General features: G+C 74.1%; 13 protein-coding genes. 2 read left to right on the top strand and 11 right to left on the bottom strand.

All coding sequences use genetic code 11. The features are described from left to right. The 8 genes from HLB15_RS16650 to HLB15_RS16615 all read right to left on the bottom strand — a co-directional run. The coding region (locus tag HLB15_RS16650) for a histidine kinase (protein ID WP_171106881.1) at window positions 1-680 on the bottom strand (680 nt) is incomplete at its 3' end. Next, window positions 667-1548, bottom strand: a complete 882-nt coding sequence (locus tag HLB15_RS16645) for a type II secretion system F family protein (protein WP_171106880.1) — start codon at window positions 1546-1548, stop codon at window positions 667-669. The genes HLB15_RS16645 and HLB15_RS16650, both read right to left, overlap by 14 nt. A gap of 1 nt (window position 1549) precedes the next feature. Next, window positions 1550-2473 carry a type II secretion system F family protein gene (locus HLB15_RS16640; protein ID WP_171106879.1) on the bottom strand — a complete coding sequence of 308 codons (924 nt, stop codon included), beginning with the start codon at window positions 2471-2473 and terminating at the stop codon, window positions 1550-1552. Further along, window positions 2470-3795 carry a TadA family conjugal transfer-associated ATPase gene (locus tag HLB15_RS16635; protein WP_171106878.1) on the bottom strand — a complete coding sequence of 442 codons (1326 nt, stop codon included), beginning with the start codon at window positions 3793-3795 and terminating at the stop codon, window positions 2470-2472. Before HLB15_RS16635 ends, HLB15_RS16640 begins: the two co-directional genes overlap by 4 nt. Window position 3796: 1 nt before the next feature. Next, the gene (locus HLB15_RS16630; protein WP_171106877.1) at window positions 3797-4204 is read right to left on the bottom strand and encodes a TadE/TadG family type IV pilus assembly protein; all 408 of its coding nucleotides are present in this window, start codon (window positions 4202-4204) and stop codon (window positions 3797-3799) included. A 3-nt stretch (window positions 4205-4207) separates the two neighbouring features. Beyond that, window positions 4208-5845, bottom strand: coding sequence for a hypothetical protein (locus HLB15_RS16625; protein ID WP_171106876.1), 1638 nt, complete (start codon window positions 5843-5845; stop codon window positions 4208-4210). Between the two features lie 5 nt (window positions 5846-5850). Then, complete coding sequence (gene cpaB, locus HLB15_RS16620) at window positions 5851-6555, bottom strand: Flp pilus assembly protein CpaB (RefSeq protein WP_171106875.1); 705 nt, start codon at window positions 6553-6555, stop codon at window positions 5851-5853. Further along, window positions 6552-7370, bottom strand: a complete 819-nt coding sequence (locus HLB15_RS16615; protein ID WP_171106874.1) for a hypothetical protein — start codon at window positions 7368-7370, stop codon at window positions 6552-6554. The genes cpaB and HLB15_RS16615 overlap by 4 nt, the downstream gene beginning before the upstream one ends. Window positions 7371-7533: 163 nt before the next feature. Between HLB15_RS16615 and HLB15_RS16610 the strand changes: the two genes are divergently transcribed. Further along, on the top strand, window positions 7534-7872 hold the full coding sequence (locus HLB15_RS16610) for a DUF192 domain-containing protein (protein ID WP_171106873.1): 339 nt from the start codon (window positions 7534-7536) through the stop codon (window positions 7870-7872). On the opposite strand, the gene HLB15_RS16605 is transcribed toward HLB15_RS16610, so the two are convergent. From HLB15_RS16605 to HLB15_RS16595, 3 genes are all read right to left on the bottom strand, one after another. Further along, window positions 7859-10237 (bottom strand): hypothetical protein, encoded by a 2379-nt coding sequence (locus HLB15_RS16605; protein ID WP_171106872.1) that lies wholly within the window; start codon window positions 10235-10237, stop codon window positions 7859-7861. The two genes, HLB15_RS16610 and HLB15_RS16605, sit on opposite strands and share 14 nt — an antisense overlap. Window positions 10238-10487: 250 nt before the next feature. Continuing rightward, a complete protein-coding gene (locus HLB15_RS16600; RefSeq protein ID WP_189087058.1) occupies window positions 10488-14657 on the bottom strand; it encodes a choice-of-anchor G family protein in 4170 nt (1389 codons plus the stop codon). A gap of 375 nt (window positions 14658-15032) precedes the next feature. Then, the gene (locus HLB15_RS16595) at window positions 15033-17375 is read right to left on the bottom strand and encodes a helix-turn-helix transcriptional regulator (protein WP_171106870.1); all 2343 of its coding nucleotides are present in this window, start codon (window positions 17373-17375) and stop codon (window positions 15033-15035) included. Window positions 17376-17604: 229 nt separating this feature from the next. Between HLB15_RS16595 and HLB15_RS16590 the strand changes: the two genes are divergently transcribed. Continuing rightward, the coding region (locus tag HLB15_RS16590; RefSeq protein ID WP_171106869.1) for a sigma-70 family RNA polymerase sigma factor at window positions 17605-18506 on the top strand (902 nt) is incomplete at its 3' end.

The following is an 18506-nucleotide window of genomic DNA, read 5'->3' as shown; positions in this document are numbered from 1 at the left end:
GCCCCCTCGCGGTCCAGCCGGTCGGCCAGGCCGCGCACGGCCAGCGAGAGGCCGGCGAGGTCGCCCGCCACGGTGTCGTGCAGGTCCCTGGCCAGGCTCAGCCGCTCGGCGAGCGCGGCCTGGTCGGCCCGCGCGGCGGCCAGCTCGGCCGACTGCACGGCCTGCCGCCGCAGCCGCCGCCCGAGCTGGGTGCCGGTCCACGTCATGATCACGGTCAGCGCGGCGCCCGCCGCGCCGGTCACGATCCCGCGCCACCCGCCCTCGTACCCGGTGAGCTGGTACAGGCACAGGGGCGTCGCCATGACGAGCCCGAGCCGCAGGCCCGCGAACAGGCCCCACAGCGCCGCGGTCGCCGCGGCGTAGACGGCCATGAGCGGGGACCCGGCCAGCGGCAGCAGCGCCACGACGGCGACCGCCGTGTCCCCGGCCAGCAGGATGCCGTTGCGGGCGTAGACCCGGCCCCGGGTGTCCCAGTTGAGGGCGGGCACGAACGAGAACGGCGCCGCGAGCACCACGAGGAACACGCCGAGCCAGCCCGCGCCGTCGAGCAGCGCCAGCACGAGCGCGAAGGCGAGCACGGCGAGCCGCACCTGGCACAGCAGGCGCACGGCGGGCCCGATGGCCCGCTGGGTCAGCGCGTCCATGGCGTGCGGCGGGCCGAGCCGCTCAGAAAAGTCCACCGAGCACCCCTGCGTTGGCCACGAGCACGGCGGACACGATGAGCAGCAGCGCGCCCGGCAGGATCGTCATGGTGACGGCGAGCGACACCATCGGCGCGGCGCGGGCGGCCCGCTGGCGCACGGTCTCGGCGTGCTCCCGCCGCACGTCCGCCGCGATGCCGGTGAGGGCGTCGGCCAGCGGCACGCCGAGCTCCTCGGCCTGCAGCAGCGCGGTGACGAACGTGCCGACGGCGGGCGACCTGCTGCGCTCGCGCAGCGCGACGAACGTCTGCCGCCGCGAGGCGCCCACGTTCATCTCCTCCAGCGCCGTGCGCATCTCGGCCGCGAGCGCACCGCCGTGGAACTCGCACACCCGCTCGAGCGCCTGCCGGAAGCCCAGCCCCGCCGTCACGGTCACGGCGAGCACGTCGAGGAAGTCGGGCAGCTCGGTGTCGATCTGCCGGCGCCGGCGTGCCGACTCCGTGTACAGCCAGACGCGCATCCACGCGCCGAGCAGGAGCGCGAGCGGCACACCGACGACCCACAGCCCCTGCACCGACAGCGCGGTGCCGAACAGCACCCCGAGCAGCACCAGGCCCGCCTCGCGGCGCACGAACATCGTCAGCGTCACGCCCTCCGGGCGGCCCGCACGCCGGATCGCGGTGTCGAGCCGCTGGAGGCGGCCCCGCCCGTGCAGGCGCACGGCGGCGGGCAGCAGCGGGGCGCCCACGCGGTCCAGCAGGGCGACGAACCCGCGCGGCCGGGCCTCGGCCTCCGGGGCGTACTCGGCCTCGACCTCCTCGAGGCCGGTGCTGGTGAGCAGGCGCAGCGCGACCATCCCCAGCACGGTGAGCAGCGCGGCCGCAGCCGCGGCGATCAGCCCCTCCACGTCACACCTCCACCCGGGACAGGCGCCGGACCACGAGGTAGCCGACGACGAACAGGCCCGTGGCCACGAGCAGCACCGCCTGGCCGGCCAGGTTGGTGATCATGACGTCGACCACGCCGGGGCTGAACGCGTTCATGAGCGCCACCGCGCCGAACGCCAGGAAGATCACCGTGTACCCCGAGAACTGGGCCCCCAGGGTCGACGTCGCGACCTCGCGGCGCAGCCGCCGCCGCTCCTCGAGCGTCTGCCCGATGCCCGCCAGCGCCGTGACGAGCTCACCGCCGGACCGGCCCTGGATGGTGAGGGTCTGCACCAGCACCGACAGCTCCCGGGACGGCAGCCGCTCGCTCAGGGACGCGAGCGCGTCGCGCAGCGACCTGCCCACGGCCATCTCGGCGCCGACCTGGGCGACCTCGGAGGCGGCGGGCTCCGCCATCTCCTCCGCGGCCATCTCCAGCGACCGTCGCACCGCGAGGCCCGCCGACGCGCCGTTCGCCAGCAGACGGGCCAGCTCGGGCAGCTGGGCGACGAACCGGTCCACACGCTGCTTGCGCCGCCGGTCGAGCCAGCGTTGCGTCCCGACGACGACCAGCAGCACGGCGATCGCCGCCGTCGCCCAGCCGAACACCGGCTGCACCGCGAGGCCCGCGAGCACGGCGGCCGCGCAGGCGGCCGTGAGGAACGCCGACGGCGACCACGTGGGCAGGCCCGCACCGGCCAGCAGCGCGACGAGGCGCTGGCCACGGCGCCGGCGCGCGAGCCGCTCGTCGAGCCGGGCGAACAGCGAGACGCGGCCGAGGTCGTCGGGCGCCGCGGTCTCGACCATGCGCCGCTGCGTCTCGGCGTCGTTGACGAAGGTGGCCACCGTGGCGGCGGCCATGACCAGGGTCGCCACGAGGCCGACCACGACGAGCAGGAGCGTCATGCCGCACCCCCTGCCCCCGCACCCACGGCGTCGTGCTCCGGCGCGGCGGTGACCACGGTCTCGCCCGCCCGGCGCAGCCGCTCCACCAGGTGCGCGGGCACGGGCTCGGCGACGAACCGGCCCGTGACGGTGCGGTCGGGGCCGACCGGGTCGGCGACGAACCGCAGGAGCGGCGTGAGCGCGTACTCCTCGCGCCGCTGCGACGTCACGGCCTGCACCTCGACCACGCGCCGCGAGCCGTCCTGCGCGCGCTCGAGGTGCACCACCACGTCGATGGCCGAGTTGATCTGGTCCCGCAGCGTCGCCGCGGGCAGGTCGAGCTCGCTCATCGAGGCGAGCGTCTCGAGCCGGCCGAGGGCGTCCCGGGCGGTGTTGGCGTGCACGGTGGCGACCGACCCGTCGTGGCCGGTATTCATCGCCTGCAGCATGTCCAGGGTCTCCCCGCCGCGCACCTCGCCGACGATGATGCGGTCGGGCCGCATGCGCAGCGCGTTGCGCACCAGGTCGCGGATCGCGACGGCGCCGCGGCCCTCGACGTTCGCCGGCCGGGACTCGAGCCGCACCACGTGCCCCTGCTGGAGCGAGAGCTCCGCGGCGTCCTCGATGGTCACGATGCGTTCGTGGTCGGGGATGAGCCCGGAGAGCGCGTTGAGGAACGTCGTCTTGCCGGAGCCCGTACCGCCCGAGACCACGATGTTCAGCCGGGCGCGCACGCAGGCGCCCAGGAGGCTCGCCGTCGCGACGTCGAGGCTGCCGCGCTCGACCAGCTCGCCCATGCGGAACGGCGTCGGGAACCGCCGGATCGTCAGCGTGGGTCCGTCCAGCGCGAGCGGCGGGATGATCACGTTGACGCGCTCGCCCGTGGGCAGGCGGGCGTCCACCATGGGCGAGGACTCGTCCACGCGGCGGTTCACCTGCGACACGATGCGGTCGATGGTCTGGTAGAGCTGCTCGGTCGATGCGAACCGCGCGGGCACCCGCTCGACCCGGCCGTAGCGCTCGACGAAGACGTCGTCGGGGCCGTTGACCATGATCTCGGTGATCGACTCGTCGGCCAGCAGCGGCTCGAGCACACCGAGCCCGAGCGCGTCGTCGGTGATGCGCTGCACCAGGGCGCTGCGCTCGCGTGCGGACAGCACCGGGCCGTCCACCGAGAGCAGGCGGGACAGCACGCGCTCCAGGCGCACGCGGCGCTGCGCCGGCGAGAGCCGGGCGAGCTCGTCGACGTCGATCTCCTCGAGCAGCCGCTCGCGGTAGACCTTGGCGAGGTCGTTGTCCTCGTCGCGCCGCTCGTCGGCGGCGAGCCGGTCGCGCAGCCCCACGTCAGTCCCCCTCCTGCTCGGTCACGTCGGCCACGGGCGCCCTCCCCGGCACCGCGAACGAGGCCGTCCGGGTCAGGTCCACGTCCACCACCGTCAGGCCCGCGACGCCGAGCGGGGCGCTGAGGGTCACCCGCACGCGCGCCGCGCCGTCGTCGCCGACGCTCACGTCCACGTCCTTCACGTCGAGCCCGTCGGGCACGGTGTGCTCGACCGCCGCCGCGCCGTCGTGGCCGAGGCTCACGGCGCGGGCGCCGTTGCGCGCCGCCTCCTGCGCGACCGACGCCGTCTGCGCCACGGTGATCCCCTGGACCGCCAGCAGCCCCACGAGCACCATCGCGAACACCAGGCCCACGAGCTCGACGGCGGCCTGCCCTCGCTCGCGGCGCGACCTGTCCCTTGCTCCCCGCACGCCTCAGCCCTCCCGGAACACGGCGGCGGACGACGACGCGGACAGGTCGACGCCCGGCAGGATCGTCGAGACGGTGACCCGCACGCTCACGGCGTCGGACGACACGTCGATGTCGGAGTCGCCGACGGCCGCCCGGAAGGCGCCGGGCAGGCGCTCGCGCACGTCGTCGCGCACCTGGTCGACGACGTCGTCGCGCGGCTGCCCGTACGCGTCGTAGTAGCCAAGGACGCCGACCGTGCGGGCGCCCTCCTGCGCGGCCGCGCGGGCCGCGAGCAGCCCGGACGCCCAGCCCACCGCCTGCACGCAGAGCAGGATCGTCATGAGCGCGACGAGCACGACGACCGGCAGCTCGACCGTGGCCTGGCCCGCCTCCCGGTCGGCGCCGGGCCGGGCTCGGCCCCGACGGCCCGCACCCGCGCGGCCCTGGCGCCGCCCCGTGCCCGTGACCAGGGCCTCGACCTCGGTCGGCCCGTCGGCCGCCGCTCCGCCGCCTGCGGGGTCGTCCCGCAGCGCGGCGACGCCCACCTTCGCCACGGCGGTGTGCACCGGGGTGGCCGCCTCGAGCAGCGTCGCGGTGTTGACCGCCCCGGCGAAGGCCGTCCCGCCGTCGGGCACGGTGAACGCGACCGGGCGCTCGACGATGCGCTCCACGAGCGCCGCGGTGACCTCGTCGCGCGGCGTGCGGCGGTTGAGCACGAGCTCGACCGTCGCGGGACGGCGGATCGCGAGCCGCTCCCACTGCGCGAGGCTGCGGCGCGCGGCCCGCAGCGCCGGGAGGTCGGGCGTCGTGACGAGCAGCACCCGGTCGGCGAACTCCAGCGCGGTGGCGCGCGGCTCGTCGAGGTGGGCGCCGACGTCGACCACGGCGAGGCCGGACTCGAACCGCAGCGCGCTGACGATCGAGCGGGTCGCCGCCGGCGTCATGGCCTCGGCCCGCTCCCCCTCGGCCGGTGCGGGCAGGAGCCGCAGGCCCCCGGGCACCTCGTAGGTGGTCTCCCGGAGCATGCGGCCGGTGACCTCGCCCTCGACGGATGCCAGGTCGACGATCGAGCGCCGGGTCCGCACCCCGGTGTAGGCGGCGAGGTCGCCCGCGCCGAGGTCGAGGTCCACGAGCACGGTGTCGGTCGGGCGCCCCGCCCGGGCCAGCAGCAGCGACAGCACCGACGTGCCGACGCCGCCCTTCGCTCCGGCGATCGCCACCACCTGGCCGCTGCGGCCGCCGTTGCGCTCCGCTGCGATCGAGGCGCGGGCCACCTGCGACCACGACGCCACGGCCTCGAGCCGCGTGAGCACCTCCTCGAGGCCGGCGGTGCGGGAGATGACCGACCGCGCCCCGACCTCCATCGCGGCCGCCATGGCCTGGCTGAGCTCGGCCGGCCCGTGCGAGTCGACGACCATGACGATGCCGGTCAGCGGCGCGGCGAGCCCCACGCTCCGGGCCACGGCGTGGCCGCGCCCGTCGTCGGCGGCCTCGTCGACCACGACGATCTCGATGTCCGGCTGCCGGTCCAGCGCGGTGAGCACGCCCGCGCCGTCGGACACGGCGGCGGCGAGCTCGAACCCGTCGGACTCGGCGAAGATGTGGCCGAGGTGGTCACGCACCTCGTGCGACGGGGTCGCCAGCAGCACCTTGGTCACCATGGTCGTCAGCCCTCGGCCTTCGGGATCGCACCGTCGTAGACGCGCTGCTGCTCCGGCAGCATGTCCTCGTCGCCCGCGCCGCGCAGCGCGAGCCGCATCTTCTCGGAGAACGACTCGACGTACGCGAGCGTGAGCGCGTCCTCGGTGCTCAGCGCGAACGTCACCGGCAGGCCGCTGCGCGTCGCGAGGGTGTCCGGGTCCTCGACGGTGTGCGGCAGCCCGACCTCGAGCACCAGCACGTTGGACACCCACACCCGCGACACGGGCTTGACGCCGTTGCGGCCGCCCATCGTCGCGATGATGTCCACGTGGTCACCCGGCTGCACCTTGCCCGCGACGCCGGTCTCGGCGTCGACCACGATCGCGACCTCGCGGAACCCCGGCTGCAGGCCGGGCCGCTCGACGAGCATGCCGCTCTGCAGCAGCGAGCCCTCCTCGTAGCCGGTCGCGGCGACCAGCCCCGCGGCGTCCTCCGTGTCGCGCACCGCGGTCTCGGGGACCCAGCGCTCCGGGACACGGACCTGCTCGAGCATCGACTCGTCGACGGGCTCGAGCGCGTCGACCGACTGGTTCAGCCGGAGCACGGTCACCATGGGCCCCACCTGCGAGCTCACGCTGCGCACGTAGGACAGGACGCCGACGAAGACGGCGACCGCGAGGATCGACGTGACGACGAGGAAGAAGACTCCTCTGCGCTGACGCGGGTTCAACGGATCGCTCCCTGCTGGGTCTGGGTCTGGGTCTGGGTCTGCTTCTGGGGCTGCTGGACGGTGTCGGTCCGGCGCTCGGCGATGTCGCAGAAGATGCACGCGCCGGCCACGGCCCGCCCGCACGCGTCGCACGCGCCCCAGCGGTAGGACTGCGCGAGCGCGGCGGCGACGGCCGCCCCGAGGGTGCCCGTGACGGCGGACGCCTCGAGCCACCGCGACGCCGGCCACGCGGCGTCCACCTCGGCGAGCTCGGTGTCGGGCGTGCGGGGCAGCGGGTCCGGCTCGCCGTCGCGCAGGACGGGCCGGCCGGAGCGGGCCACGACGAGCAGGTCGCCGCCGTCGGGCACGCCGAGCTCGCCGCGGTACCGGCGCACCACGCCGTCCGCGCCGTCCCGGCCCGGCTCGACGACGAACGCCGTGCGCGGCAGGTAGCTGCCCGCGTGCTGGCGGACGGTAGGGGCGGGGCTGTGCAGCGAGGCGACGCTCGAGACGAGCGCCCGCGTCACCGTGCGGGCCAGCACCTCGTCCGCGACCGCCCGGGCGGACGACGCCGTGAGGCCCGGCGAGGCGAGGCCCGCCAGCGCGACCGCCCACGCCGTGACCGGCACGTCGGCGTGCAGCACGCCGATCCGTTCGGGGCCGAGCACGAGGCGGGCCGCCCGGGCCACCCGCCGCCCGGGCTCGTCCCGCGTGGCCAGCACCACGTCGTCGGCGGGCAGCCCCACCACGGCGTCGACCACGTCACCCAGCCCTCGCTCCACGCGGTGCACGCCGGGGTGCACCCCCACCGGACCACCGATCGCGATGACCTGCACCTCGCCCCCTCACGACGGTCACAAACCTCCTGCGTACGACCACGCACGCATCACGGACAGTACAGATTTGACCCATGTACGTATACACGATCAGCGGGTGAAGATCACTTTTGAGCGATTCTACGTACATGACCGCTCAAATGAGCGCGCTACGATCCAGGGCATGAGACAGTTGCAGCTCGCCGTGGACGACCGGCCCGTGGCCGACGTCGAGGTCGCCGACACCGTCCTGACCCGCGCCCGCGGCCTGCTGTTCCGCCGGGCGCTGCCGGAGGCCCTGCTCCTGCGGCCGTGCTCCTCCGTGCACGGCGCCGGCATGCGCGTGCCGCTCGACGTCGCGCTGCTCTCGGCCGACCTGGCGGTGCTGGGCACGCAGGTGCTGCGCCCGTGGGCGGTCACCCGCCCCCGCCGCGGCGTCACCCAGGTGCTCGAGGCGCCGGCCGGGAGCTTCGAGCGCTGGGGGCTGCGGGAGGGCAGCAGGCTCGCGCTCACTTCTGCCTGAACTTCACGATCTTGGTGTCGGGGTCGTAGTCGTAGCTGCCGCTGAAGCCCCAGTTGATCCAGCCGCCGTCGCCCTTGTTCTTGACGGTGCCGGAGGTCAGGGCGATGACGTCCATGCCGTCGACGGTGGCCAGGTGCACGAACCCGAACAGGTGGCTGAAGTTGAAGTTCTCGAAGTCCTTCACGACCAGGATGTTCTTGTCGGGGAAGGCCTTGCCGTACTCGTCCAGCAGGGACTTGACGCGGTCGGCCCGGTCGCCGGGGACGTCGCCGTCGTAGTCGGTGCCGGGGTAGGTGCCCTCGGTGAACTTCGGGGTCTTGTTGTCGACGTACTGGGTGCCCACGTCGTGGCGGGAGTCGAGCTTGCTGGTGGGCGGGTCGGAGAAGTCGTCGCTGTAGTACTCCGGGGGTGCCTCGAAGTCCTTGGCGCGGCACTGGGGGGCCGGTGACATGGTCTGCCTGTCCCCGTTGACGTCGGTGACCTCGAAGGTCGACTCCGACAGGGTCCGGTTCTCGTCGACGGTCGTCCACTCGACCTTGAACAGGTCCAGACCCTGCCACTTGAGGCCGGCGCCGCCGCTGCCGGTGACCTTGTCGACGTCGTAGGTCAGCTCGCGGACGTTCGCGTACTGCTCCGCCGCGTCGTACAGCGTGCCGCCGTCCTGGTCCGCGCCGTCGATCTCGACGTCGCCCTTCTTGAGGTTGCCCTCCTTGTCGCGCGGGAAGAGCTCGTCGATCGTCGGGCCGAGCGTCTCGCGCAGCTCGGGGTACTGGTTGAAGTCGAGGATGAGCTCGCGCTTGGACAGCGTGCCCGACTCGCCCGTCGAGCTGTACCCGCCGGTCACCTTGAACCCGTACGGCAGCACGACGTCGACGTCGACGCCCGCCTTGTAGAGCGTGCGGAGCACCTGGTCGTCCATGGCGATGATGAGGCGGGACAGCTCGCCGTCCTTGTTCCAGAGCACCGACGTGCTGGTGGTGCCGCGCCACTCGGCACCGACCTGCCCCTTGCCCTTGACCGCGCCGTTGCTCTCCTTGGTGAACGGCTGCTTGCCGGACAGCTCGGCGCCGATGAGGAACCCGCCGATGTCGGACGACGTGTACGTCGCCTGCCTGCTGCCGTCGGACCAGCGCCGGTCCTCGACCTGCACCTCGCCCTCGTAGCCACCCTCGACCATGCCCTTGAGCGCGACGTCGCCGGTCTTCGGGCCCCACTTCAGCCCGCCCTTGAGCTTGACCTTCTTGATGTCGCTGTCGGCCTCGGCCAGCTCGTGGTGGTCGGGCTCCTCGTCGCGCAGGTTCTCGGCCTGCTCGGCGTAGGGGTTCCTGCCACACCCGCCGGTCCACTGGATCCGCGCGCCCGAGCAGCTGTTCTGCTTGCCGTTGACCTCGTCGTACTTCTTGTACCAGTCGATCCACTTCTGCGCGGCCTGCATGTCGGTGAACTCGTAGGTCTTGTCCTTGGAGTAGCCCGTGATGCCGGCGACGTCGAAGCTGATCGGCGAGCCGCCCACGTCGCTCCCGCTCACGCCCGCCCCCATCTCGACGCCGCGCAGCACGTGGATGCGGATCCGGCCGTCGCCGAGCTTCTCGATGAGGGTGCCGTTGCTGTTGCCCCACCGGAAGAACAGGAACTGCACGTTCTCGCTCTCCACGTGCCCGGTCGTCTCGACCACGCAGGGCGGCGCCATGGTCGTGTACCGGGTCGTGATGCAGTTGGCCAGCTCCCCGGAGCGGGCGGCGCGCTCCTTGCCGGGCTCGGCGTCGAGGTAGGCCTGCCACTCCTTCTCGCACCCCTTGGGCACCGGGTACTCGCGGCAACCGACCTGCACGCGCGGCGGCGCGTCCTCGTCGATCTCCTCGCTGGTCGGCAGCGCGTTGGCGCACGACTCGTCGTTCGGGTCCTCCTTCGGCCCGCCCCGACCGTCCCGGATGCAGTCGACGTACTCCTGCAGGTCCTCGGCCCGGTAGGTGCCGTCCTCGAGCCCGTCCGGCCGCTTCTCGTCGCACGACGTCGGCACGGGGTACCAGAGGCAGCCGATCTGCACGACGGCCGTGTCCTCGGGCTTGTCGGCGCGGTCGACGTGGTCGAACGTGACGTCCTCGTCGCAGTCACCGGTGGGCGGGCGGTAGTCTCCCCCGCCGCCCCCACCACCGCCGCCGCCTCCGCCGCCCGCGTCCTCGCCGCCGCACTCCTGCCCCGGCTCCTTGATGATCGGGTCGACGGCGCACAGCCACTGCTCGCTCACCGACGCGCCGACCGGCGTCGCGGCGGCGAACACGATGCCGACCACGAGCAGCAGCACGCCGATGACCGCGACGTACTCCGTCAGCGCCTGCCCCGCCTCGCGATCCCGTCCGGCCATGACCGGCACGCTAGGTCCGGCCGGTGAACCCGAGCTGTCCAGGAACCGACCGTCCGGGATACGGAAGAGAGCTGTTTGCGCAGGTCATGGGCCTGCGGAACCACCGAGTGGGCCCCTGGGCCCACCCCCGGGCCGCCTTTCACCCGGACATGCACCCGGCCCGGCACGAACGTGTCGTGCCGGGCCGGGTGAGCTCCCTGACCTGCGGTGCTGCGGTGCGGCGGGCGGGGGTCACCCGCCGCACGGCAGGTCAGTCCTCGCCGGGCATCCGCCCGAACGCGGTCTGCAGGGCCATGCCGAGCTCGCGGCGTCGCCGGACGAGCACCGCGCCGACGCCGAGGAGCAGCAGCGTCGCGGTGACGACCGTGGCCAGCTCGGCGCCGGTCGAGGCGAGGGGACCGCCCGGGGCGGAGCCGGTGCCCGTGCCGTCGCCCGTCCCGGAACCGGTGCCGTCGCCGGTGCCGCCGCCCGTCCCGGAACCGTCTCCCGGCCCGTCACCGTCGCCCGCGTCCGTCCCCGGATCCGTCGAGGGATCGGTCCCCGGATCCGTCCCCGGGTCGTCGCCGGGGTCGTCACCGTCGCCGTCGCCCGACGGGGCGGCGGCCACGGTCAGGGGCGCCTCGGCCGGGGTCCCGGTGATGTCGTCCGTCGCGACCACGACGAGGTCGCCCGGCGACGTGCTGTCCGGCACGCACAGCTCGGCCGTGAACGCGCCGTCGGCGTCGGTCTCGGCCGTCACGGGGTCACCGACGGGGTTTCCGTCGGCGTCCGTGAGCTGCACCGTCACCGTCGCGGCCGGCGTGTAGCCGGTGCCGGAGACCGCCGTGCACTCGCCCGGCAGCACCTCGCTCGGGTCGACGGACACCGACGGCGTCAGGTCCTCGCCCTCGACGGTGATCGGCGTCGAGGCGCCGTCACCGCCGTCCTCGGGCTCGGCCACGACCTCGTAGTCACCCGGCTCGGTGCCCTCCGGCACCGTGTACTCGGTCGTGAACGCGCACGCCTCGTCGGGGGTCACCGTCACCGGGTCGCCCACAGGGTTGCCGTCGGCGTCGGTGAGCTGCACCGTGACCGCGACCCCGGCCGGGAAGCCGGTGCCCGCCACGGTGACCGTGCCACCCGCCGGGACCGACGACGGCGTCACCGTCAGCGCCGGGTCCGACGCGCACTGCTCCGCGGCCGTGATGACGGTCAGCGGAGCCTCCGCCGGGGTGCCGGTCGCGTCGTCGGTACCGACCACGGTGAAGTCACCGGGCTCGGCGTCCTCCGGCACGCACAGCTCCACCTCGAATACGCCCGACGCGTCGGTCTCGGCCTGCACCGGGTCACCCACGGGGTTGCCGTCGGCGTCGGTCAGCTGCACCGTCACCGTGCCGTCCGGGGTGTACCCGGTCCCCGAGACCACCGTGCACGCCCCCGGGACCACCTCCGACGGGTCCACCGCGACCTCCGGCTCGATCGCCGCGGCGTCGAGCACGAGCAGGTCGTCGCTGGCGGACACGTCCGTCGAGACGTCCGTGCCCGTGACCACGTGGGCGATCGGGGCCGAGTCGGCGGGCAGCGTCACGACCTGCACGAAGCCGCCCTCCTCGTCGGTCGGGATCCCGCTCGCGGTGTACAGCACGCCGCCGCCACCGTTCACGATCGTCAGGTCGACGGTCGAGCTCGGCGTGTAGCCGGCCCCCGTCACGGTGACCTCGTCGCCCGGGTAGGCCTCGGACGGGTCCACCGTCAGGGTCGGCTCCAGCGGCAGCACCACCAGGCTCGTCTCTGCGGTCAGGCCCTCGGCGTCGGTCCCGGTGACCAGGTAGTCGAGCGGGTAGGAGTCGGAGGGCAGGGTCACGACGTACTCGAAGCTCCCCTCCGCGCCCGTCGGGATGTCCCCGGCGGTGTACAGCACGCCGCCGTCGGGGTTCACGATCGTCAGGTCGACGGTCGAGTCCGGCGTGTAGCCGGTCCCGGTGACCGTGACGTCCTCGCTCGCCCGCGCCTCGGCCGGGTCCACGACGATCGTGGGGCCGTCCGCGGGGCCCTCGACGGTGATCGGCGTCGAGGCGCCGTCACCGCCGTCCTCGGGCTCGGCCACGACCTCGTAGTCACCCGGCTCGGTGCCCTCCGGCACCGTGTACTCCGTGGTGAAGCCGCAGGCCTCGTCCGGCGTGACCGTCACGGGCTCGCCCACGGGGTTGCCGTCGGCGTCCGTGAGCTGCACGACCACGTCGACCCCGGCCGGGAAGCCGGTGCCGACCACCGTCACGGTCTCGCCCGCCGGGACCGACGACGGCGTCACCGTCAGCGCCGGGTCCGACTCGCACTGCTCGGCGGCCGTGACCACTGTCAGCGGGGCCTCCGCCGGGGTGCCGGTCGCGTCGTCGGTACCGACCACGGTGAAGTCACCGGGCTCGGCGTCCTCCGGCACGACAAGCGGCGTCGTGAACGCGCCCGTCTCGTCGGTGTCCACCGTCACCGGGTCGCCCACCGGGTTGCCGTCGGCGTCCGTGAGCTGGACCGTCACGGTGCTGTCCGGCGTGTAGCCCTCGCCTGTCACGGTCGTCGTTCCGCCCGGCACGACCTCGGCCGGGTCGACGGTCAGCGACGGGTCGATCTCCGCCGCCGGGGCCACCACGAGCGGCGCCTCGGCCGGGGTGCCCGTCGAGTCGTCCGTGCCGACCACGGTGAAGTCACCGGCCTCGGCGTCCTCCGGCACGCACAGGTCCGCGGTGAACGCGCCGTCCGCGTCGGTCTCGGCGGTCACGGGCTCACCGACCGGGTTGCCGTCGGCGTCCGTGAGCTGGACCGTCACGGTGCTGTCCGGCGTGTACCCGGTGCCGGAGACCACGGTGCACTCGCCCGGCGCCACCTCGTCCGGGTCCACGGTCAGCGCGGGCTCGATCGCCGCGAGCCCGCACGCGTCGATGCGCACACCCGCGTTGCCGAGCCCGACCCGGCCGGTGTCGGCGGACTGGACCAGGCCCAGGCTCAGCGCCGAGACCTCGAGCTGGTTGAGCCGCTCCTCACCGTCGGCCGTGGTGCAGGTCGCGGTCTCCTGGTGGTTGATCTGCAGCGAGACGACCTGCACCAGCACGTCGAACACGGGTGACAGCGCCGCGCCGATCGTCGAGGTGATGCCGGTCTTGAGGTCGTTGATGAGCAGCTCGAAGATCTGGTCGCCCTCGTCGCTGATCACCAGGTCGTAGACCGCGCCGAACAGCGGCGCGGCCGTGGCGCCGAGCGTGTTGATGGCTGTGGCGAGCGTCCCGCCGAGCACCGCCTGGGCGCCCGTGCTGTTGTTCACCACCGGCGGGAAGTTGCCGTTCACGGCGTCCGCGAGCGGCACGGTCCAGGACACGTCGAGCGTGCCGAGGAGCGGGGACTCGTCGTAGAAGGAGATCGTCAGCGTCACGGCGTTCAGGGAGTCCTCGATCGCGCCGATGAGGATGCGCGTCGCCTCCTGCATGATCTCGTGCACGCCCTCGGCGATCTGCGGGTACGTCTGGTCGTCGAGCACCTCGTAGTTCGGGGCGAGCCCGTTCATGCCGACGTCGTCACCGCCGCCCCACGGGTCGTTGCCCTCGACGAGGTGCTCGAGGTGCACCTGGAGCTCGCCCGTGGACAGGTCCAGGGTGACGAGCTGGTTCGCCGACGTGATCGGCTCCCCCACCACGGACTGGAACAGGGTGTCCTGCAGGTTCGAGTCCACCCGCAGCGTCGGCTCCGGGATGCCCGGCACCGCCGCCAGCAGCGCCCTGAGCGCCGCGAGGTCGAACGTCTCGTTGACGAGGCTCTCGATCTGCGCGTCGATCGCCCCGCCGACGTCGTAGATCCCGGCCGCGGCGTCCTCGACCAGCGGCGAGTGCACGAGCAGCGTGCCGTCGCCGAGCCGGTACTGCCCGGGGCCGGTGACCCCGCCGTCGGGGTCGAGGATCACGCCGTCCTCGGCGATCACCTCGGCGCCGAGCGCCCCGAGCTCGATCGTGAGCTCGTCCACCACCGCGTCGGTGAGGCCGTCGACACCGGCCAGGCGGGCCAGCGACAGCACGTCGATGCTCGCGGTGCCGAAGTCGTCCTCCGCGCCGTCCAGCGTGACGCCGCCGTCGGCGCCCACCGCACCGGACACCGCGTGCGCGTCGGCGGGGCCCGAGGCCTCGCTCGTGCTCGCGAGCACGCCGATCTGCCCGAAGTCGAGGAGCTGGTCCACCGGGATCTCGATGTCGCCGAGCTGCAGCAGCTGGGAGCCCAGCAGGTCGACGTCCAGGTTCTCCGTGTTCGGCCCGGGGTTGCTCACCGAGCCCGCGTCCGAGGTGGCGGCGCCCACCAGCTCCTGCTGCAGCAGCTGGGACGCGAGCACGCTCGCGGCCGCCTCGGCAGGCTCGTCGGGGTAGTTGTCGACGGCGACGGCCGGCAACCCGGCCGTCGTCACCAGGACTGCCGAGACAGCCGCCGCGGCGAGCCCGCGGCGCATCGTCGCGCGGCGTCGCTCCCGCCTTCTCGGATGCGGTACATGCGTCGGGATCACTCGATCACTCCTCACGTTCCTGCCCTGTGACAGCGGCGTCGGAAAGGACGGAGGGCGGCCCCGCAGGTCGGGACGCGCCCCGGGCCAGAACACCCAGGCGCCAGGACTTCTGCCACGCGGAGCGGGTACGTCTGCACCAGTGCAGGGCGACGCACGGAAATGTGCACCGAGGCAACGACGGACAATTCACCCCGGCATTTCACCCAGACCGGGTCAGCCGCCCGGGAGAGACGTTTCTTTCCGGGAAAAGAGGTGAAAAAGGAATGGGTGAAAAAGACGTCAGGGCGAGTCGTCCAGCCACCGGGGCGGATCGGCCTGCGCACGCTCGACGAGCTCGCGCCGGTCGCGCAGCCCGAGGTGCGCGTAGATCGACCGCAACCGGTTCGCCACCGACCGCACCGAGAGGTACGCGGCCGACGCGATCTGCGCGTTCGTCGCACCGCCCAGGGCCAGGCGGACGATCTCGCGCTCGCTGTCGTCGAGCCGGTCCCAGGCGAGGGGCTCCGGCAGGTCGTCACCGGCGCCGTCGACCCGGGCCCGCCAGCCCGGCACACCGGCCAGCCGGGCGACCGTCCCGGCTTCCCGCAGCACGGGCTCGGCCGCGAGACGCTCGCCGTGCACGGCACACGCACGCCCGAACGCGGTGAGCGAGCGGAGGCGCTGCCACAGCGACACGGGCGACGGCACGGTCGGCAGCCAGCCGTCGACGCCGTGCGCGAGCGCGGCCCGCCCCGCCAGCAGCGCGCGGGTGCGCACGTACGCGGCCGCCGCGTCGACCGACCCGCGCTCGGCCGGGACGGCCGGCGGGTCCAGCAGGCGGCGCACCCGATCGGGCACCACGTCACGCGTCCCGCCCGCCGCCACGACGGCCTCCACGAGGTCGGCGCGGGCGTGCACCCGCCCGCGGTAGGACCACGAGCAGCGCTCGAGCCCGATCGTGAGCAGCTCGGCGGCCTGCTCGGCCTGCCCGACGGCGAGGTGCGCGAGCCCGAGGTCCGCCGCGTACTCCCCCAGCGCCCGCGTCGACGCCGACCCCGCCCACGCGGGCACGTCGTCGGGCACGCGACCGTCGAGCAGCGCGTCGACGACGGCGCGCAGCCCGCGCACCGGCAGCCAGTCCTCGACGGCGGGCCGCAGCCGCGAGGCGTGGTCCAGGTGCGCGCGCACGTCGACGGCCCGGCCCTCGACCAGCGCCACGCGCGCCTGGGCGACGTCCCGCGCCACGATCTCCGCGACGGTACGCCCCTCGACCACGCGCGAGCCGTCCAGCAGGCGCCGCGCCGCCGCGACGTCGCCCAGCAGCAGGTGCGCCCGCACCTGGATGCAGAGGCTGACCCAGTGCCTGCCCGACGTCGCCGCGAGGACGTCGAGGTCGGCGCGCAGGCGAGCGGCGTCCGGCAGCCTGCCGACACGCTCGAGCGTCACCAGCTCCGCCGCCACGCGGGCGCCCGCCGCTCGTGCGTCGTCGGCCGCGCCGTCCGTCCACCACAGGTGGTCGGACCAGTCGGCGACGCGTTCCGCGTACCGCCACGGGTCGGCCGCGCCCGCCCACGTCGTCCCCGTCAGCAGCACGACGCCGACCGCCCGGGCGATCGCACGCTGGTCGTGCTCGCTCTCCGGGAGGCCCGGCAGATCGTCGAGGTGCAGCCCGTCGAGCACCGACTCGACCGCGTGCGCCGCCTCGACGTCGGCCGGCGAGCCGACCCGCTCGCGGCACAGGAGGGCGAGCAGGGGGTGCTCGGTCTGCCGGGTCCCCCGGCGCACGCCGGACCGCGGCGGCGCGCACGCGGCGAGGCGCGCCGTCTCCTCGGGCGTGAGCCGGTCGAGCAGCCCGCGGTACGCCCGCCGTGCCACCGGCCCGACGACGTCGGGGCCCGACCACTCCGCGCTCCCGCGGAGCTGCGCGACGCTGAGCCCGTCGGCGAGCTCGAGGGCGACACGGACGTTCCCGGCGCTCCAGCGGTGCAGCCGCGTCACGACGTCCGCGGCCACGAGGCTGCCCGCCGCGGCACCGACGACCCGGCCGAGCGCCACCTCGTCGATCGGCCCGAGCTCGAGCAGGTCGACGTCGTCCGGCACCGGCGTCTCGACGTGCCGCGCGGCGGCGATCACCCGCCAGCCGCGCTCGTAGGCCAGGTCCGCGAGATGCTGCAGCCAGGTCGCACGGGCGGGTGTCAGCGTGTCGACGTCGTCGACGAACAGCAGGCACGGGCCCGGCCCCAGGTGGCCGAACGCCGCGACGGCGGACATCAGGCCGTCCGGGTCGATCCGGTGCTCGCCGTCGGGCCCGGCCGGCGCCGTCCACGCGGACAGGTCGAGGTGCCGCAAGCCCGCGGGACCCTGCGCAGAGGGGCGCGCCGACCCCGACCGGACCACGCGCACGACGCAGCCCTCCGCCTCGAACCGCCGCAGCGCGGCCAGCACGGTCACGCTCTTGCCGATACCGCTGAGACCGCTCACGACGAGTGTCGTGGGGTCCACGCCCGTCGCGAACGCGCTGATGGCGCGCTGCTCGCGCTCCCGGCCGTGGACCACGCGGTCCAGCCCCCCGTCGCCCTCGGCCGCCCACCCGGACGTCGACACCGGGTGCACCGCGGCGGAGGGCCCGCTCCCTGGACCCACGCGTCGTATTCCTTCCCGCCGGCTCCATGAATCCTGATCATTACCGCCATGCGCAGCCTAGGGTCAGTTATCGGCTCGCGCGCTGTGTGCGTGATGGTCGGCACCGCGTGCTTTTCCGTATGCTGTGCAGCGGCACCGATCTGCCTTTTCGGCGCCCTTTTATGGTCACAAAAAGGACATTAACCGTAGGTGCCTTTTCATGGACCTGCGATGCGGAGGAAGGAGGGGCGTGAGCGCTCCGGGACCGGTGAACGACTGGGTGGTGCATCGCCCCAACGTGGTGCGGTCCGTCATGGCCCGGGTACCCGGGGTGGACGCCGAGGAGGCCACCAGCCGGGCGCTGGAGAAGATGGTCCGCATCGTGACCGCCGGTGGCACCATCGACGACCCCGCCCCCTACTGGCGGCGCGCCGCGGTCAACGAAGCCATCTCCATGACCCGCGAGGCCGGGCGCGCCACCACCGTCGAGGACGACGCGCTGGCCGCGCTCGCGCCGCCGGTCGCCGGGGCGGAGCTGCACGCCGAGCGGCAGGCCGACGTCGCGATGCTGCGCACCGCCCTCGCCGGGCTCAGCGACGACGACCGCGAGATCCTCCTCGACCGGCACGTGCACGACAAGGCCGTCACCGACATCGCGGACGGCCTGGGAGTGCGCCCCCACGCGGTGACCATGCGGCTGCGCCGCGCCGAGGAACGCCTCGCCGGAGCCTTCGCCGCCGCCCACGCCCGGGCCGTCAACGAGCCCGAGTGCCGCACCACCCGCGCCGGCATGCACGACTACCTCAAGGGCCGCATGCTACCTCGCCGTCAGCGTCGCCTCGAGGTCCACATGGACTCCTGCGCGGACTGCACCCGCGCGTTCATGGACGTGCGCGAGGTCTCCTGGATGCTCCGCGACCTCGGCCAGCACCTCGTCGCCGGTGCCGTCGCCACGGGCACCCTCGGGACGGTGCTCGGCATCCCGCGGGACGCGGGCGTGGCGGAGGCCGGGTCTGCCGGCGCGGGGAGCGCCGCGCACGGACGCGCGCCGCGAGGCAGGGCGCGCACACCCCGGGTCCAGCCGGCCGTCGCCGCGGGCGTCGCAGGGGTGCTCGCCCTCGGCGGCGCCGCGTACGCCTACCTGAGCGGTCT

Origin of the sequence: Promicromonospora citrea, from assembly GCF_013004695.1 — a bacterium.
Lineage (GTDB): Bacteria > Actinomycetota > Actinomycetes > Actinomycetales > Cellulomonadaceae > Promicromonospora > Promicromonospora citrea.
The sequence above is the reverse complement of the archived record's forward strand: the minus strand, read 5'-3'. Positions and strand labels throughout refer to the sequence as shown.

Coding starts and splice junctions, on each gene's coding strand:
- HLB15_RS16640 (WP_171106879.1), bottom strand. CDS start 2,473: ATGACGCTCCTGCTCGTCGTGGTCGGCCTCGTGGCGACCCTGGTCATG.
- HLB15_RS16605 (WP_171106872.1), bottom strand. CDS start 10,237: ATGGCCGGACGGGATCGCGAGGCGGGGCAGGCGCTGACGGAGTACGTC.
- HLB15_RS16625 (WP_171106876.1), bottom strand. CDS start 5,845: ATGGTGACCAAGGTGCTGCTGGCGACCCCGTCGCACGAGGTGCGTGAC.
- HLB15_RS16610 (WP_171106873.1), top strand. CDS start 7,534: ATGAGACAGTTGCAGCTCGCCGTGGACGACCGGCCCGTGGCCGACGTC.